The following is a 2,814-nucleotide window of genomic DNA, read 5'->3' as shown; positions in this document are numbered from 1 at the left end:
CGGTAAGCGCCTGATGGCAAGAGTGAGACTCAAAATCGACGTCGGCGGCACCGTGGGCGACGAGGCGTGGCGCGCCATCCGCCACTTCGATCCAGTGCAGTCCGCCGACTACGGCCCGCAGCACGGCACGAGCGGCGAGTGCCGGCACGCCGCGGCCGAGCCGCACGCCAAGGGCGAGTGGCGCGGCGCGCTCATCCGGCTGCAGACGCCGCTCCTGGCGCAGTACGCGATGTCGCACTACCTGGAGCAGCCCCGCGTCTTGGACGCGGATGTGGAATGACAGCGGACAGAGACCGCTAGGACGCCGATGAGCGAGATCGAAGAAAGCGAGCAGGTGGGCAAGGAGAGCGCGGAGAAGGCCGCCAAGGCCCGGATGCCGCTGCGCACGCGCCTCATCTTTTTCCTGGTGGCGTGGGCCATCGTGCTCATGCCCTTCTACTTCTGGCGCTCCACCTGGTTCGGCCGGGAGCTCGACGACCAGCAGATGACCGAGTACCTGCACGACGACGCCAAGCCCCGCCACATCCAGCACGCCCTCGTGCAGCTCGGCAATCGCATCGGCAAGGGCGACAAGCAGGCGGAGCGGTGGTATCCGGACCTGGTACGCCTCGCGGCGCACCCGGTCGAGGAGATTCGCACCACCGACGCCTGGGTGATGGGCCAAAACACCACGCGCCCGGAGTTCCACCAGGCGCTGCTCGGCCTGCTCAACGACCGCGCGGCGCTCGTCCGCTACAACGCCGCGCTCGCGCTGGTGCGCTTTGGCGACGCCACCGGCCGCCCGCAGATCACCGCCATGCTGCGCCCGATGGCGATCGCCGCGCCCGTCGCCGGCACGGTCACCGGTCGCGCCAAGCCCGGCGACGCCATCAACCACTCGACCATCCTGATGAAGATCGCGGCGCCTAACGGCGAGACCGTCGAGGTGCGCTCCCCTATCGTCGGGCGCGTGCAGTCGGTCGAGGTCCCCGACGCCGCCGAGGTCAAGTCCGGCGACAAGGTCGCGACCCTCGCGCCCGGCGTGGAGCAGGCGTGGGAAGGCTTGCGCGCGCTCTACTTGGTCGGGACGCTCGAAGACCTCGACGTCGTGCGGCAGTACAAGAAGTTCTCGCCGGAATACCCCGACCGCATCCGCCAGCAGGCCGAGGAGACCGAACGGGCGATCCAGGCCCGGGCGAAGTAGCGCCCGCACGAAAAAAGAGGCCGTCCGCGGTGGCGGACGGCCTCGTGGCTGCTACTCGCCGGAGGATGGTCCGCGAGGAGCCACTCGACCTCTTCTCAGCCCAGCCCGCCTAGAATGTGTGGGTGTAGCGGTCGCCTTCGAAGACCAGCGAGGTCAGCACCTTGTTGCCATTCTCGGTGCGGAAGTGCTGCTCGTCGCGCTCGGCCTTCTGGTTGAGCGGCTGCATCCCGCAGATCACCCGGAAGGTCTCCTTGCCCTTGGCCTGGGACTTGAAGACGAGGATGTGGTTGCTGCCTTCCATCTCGTGCTTCAGTTTGTAATCGCCCGCGGGCAGAACAACCGTGCCCACGCGCGTGTCGCTGGACAGGGTCAGGTTCTTGGACTTCCAGTTCACCATCGGCTCTTCGGCCGAGACGACGACCGTGAGCACGAACACTGCCAGTAAGAAAAACGCTACTTTGCGCATATGAAAAGCCTCCCTCGCCAGGTTTATGAGTACGCCTCCGGCAAGCTGAGGACGATGATGCGCCGTCCGGATGAGACCGAACCGTGACGGGAATCACATCAAGCCGTGATGAATGGGCGTTCAGGGATGGCGGGGCTGTTAAAAAACACCCCGAGCCCGCCGCGGCGGGCGACGAAGCATCTCACAAATAAAAATGCCTGCTGAGGCTCAGCAGGCTTCTTCGTTGCCATAGGGCTCCCTCGCCCTTCGGGCTCGGGATGTTATTGAAAGCCGCGAGCAATCATAGCGGCATCACTCCCACTTCCTTCTCCACCTCCGCCGTGTCGACCATCGCGATGGCGTCCCACGGGCAGCCGTCGAGGAAGGCGCCGTCCGGACCCTTGCTGGTGCACTTCTTGCACCCGATGCACAGGATGGGATCCACCTGGATGCGGCCGAACGGTGGATGGTCCTCGTCCGGCACCCAGAACATGCAGTCTTCGATCGGGCAATACTCCACGCAGGCGGGCGAGCCGGCGCAGCCGGTGCAGCACTCGGTGATGACCGCCAGCTCACGCGGCTTCTTCTTGCGCGGGGTGGTCAGGCCCTTGGAGCGCGGCTCGTGCTTCAGTTCGTCAGGGACCAGCCCGGGATTACCGCTGGGAACGACGGGATCGGTAGCCATCGGCGGTGATTATACCGCCCGTGCTGGTTCTCTAAAAGCTCACCACGAAGGTCACAAAGAAAGCACGAAGGTCACAAGGGGTTTCCTTCGTGGCCTTTGTGAGACCTTTGTGACCTTTGTGGTCGGCTTCTTCTACCCGGCGACCAGAGCCTCTCCGCTCAGCATCGGCCTTGCCTCTTCGCGCGGGATCAGCAGCCCGGCGTCCTTCATCAGCTTGATGAGCTTCCCGCGGAAGGGCTTCATCACCGCCAGGCGCGCGACCGACAGCAGGTTCATCACCACGTCGAGCGCCGCGTCGATGAGCTGGTGCGACTTCTGCTGGCCGGGCGATTCGTCGTAGATGAAGTAGAACAGGAACCCGAGGTGCAGCACCCACAGCAGCTGCGGCGCGACCTCGCGCAGGTCGGGCGGCATCTTCTCGTCCCCGATGGCCTGCTCCATCACCGCGATCGCGCTCGACCGGAAGATGCGCGTCTCGGGCGCGAAGATGGAGAGCGGGTG

General features: G+C 65.5%; 6 protein-coding genes. 2 read left to right on the top strand and 4 right to left on the bottom strand.

All coding sequences use genetic code 11. The features are described 5' to 3' along the window. Both VLA96_10605 and VLA96_10600 read left to right on the top strand, forming a co-directional pair. The coding region (locus VLA96_10605) for a hypothetical protein (protein HSE49646.1) at positions 1–280 on the top strand (280 nt) is incomplete at its 5' end. A 27-nt stretch (positions 281–307) separates the two neighbouring features. Next, positions 308–1,183 (top strand): hypothetical protein, encoded by an 876-nt coding sequence (locus VLA96_10600; protein ID HSE49645.1) that lies wholly within the window; start codon positions 308–310, stop codon positions 1,181–1,183. Between the two features lie 109 nt (positions 1,184–1,292). On the opposite strand, the gene VLA96_10595 is transcribed toward VLA96_10600, so the two are convergent. The 4 genes from VLA96_10595 to VLA96_10580 all read right to left on the bottom strand — a co-directional run. Then, positions 1,293–1,649 (bottom strand): hypothetical protein, encoded by a 357-nt coding sequence (locus VLA96_10595; GenBank protein HSE49644.1) that lies wholly within the window; start codon positions 1,647–1,649, stop codon positions 1,293–1,295. A 98-nt stretch (positions 1,650–1,747) separates the two neighbouring features. Next, positions 1,748–1,879, bottom strand: a complete 132-nt coding sequence (locus tag VLA96_10590; protein ID HSE49643.1) for a hypothetical protein — start codon at positions 1,877–1,879, stop codon at positions 1,748–1,750. Between the two features lie 50 nt (positions 1,880–1,929). Continuing rightward, a complete protein-coding gene (locus VLA96_10585) occupies positions 1,930–2,313 on the bottom strand; it encodes a hypothetical protein (protein HSE49642.1) in 384 nt (127 codons plus the stop codon). Between the two features lie 132 nt (positions 2,314–2,445). Further along, positions 2,446–2,814 (bottom strand): hypothetical protein (locus tag VLA96_10580; GenBank protein ID HSE49641.1); only part of this gene is annotated, 369 nt, incomplete at its 5' end.

It is taken from the genome of Terriglobales bacterium, assembly GCA_035457425.1.
Lineage (GTDB): Bacteria > Acidobacteriota > Terriglobia > Terriglobales > Acidobacteriaceae > JACPNR01.
Note: the sequence above shows the minus strand (reverse complement) of the source record. Positions and strands in the feature narration are given on the sequence as shown.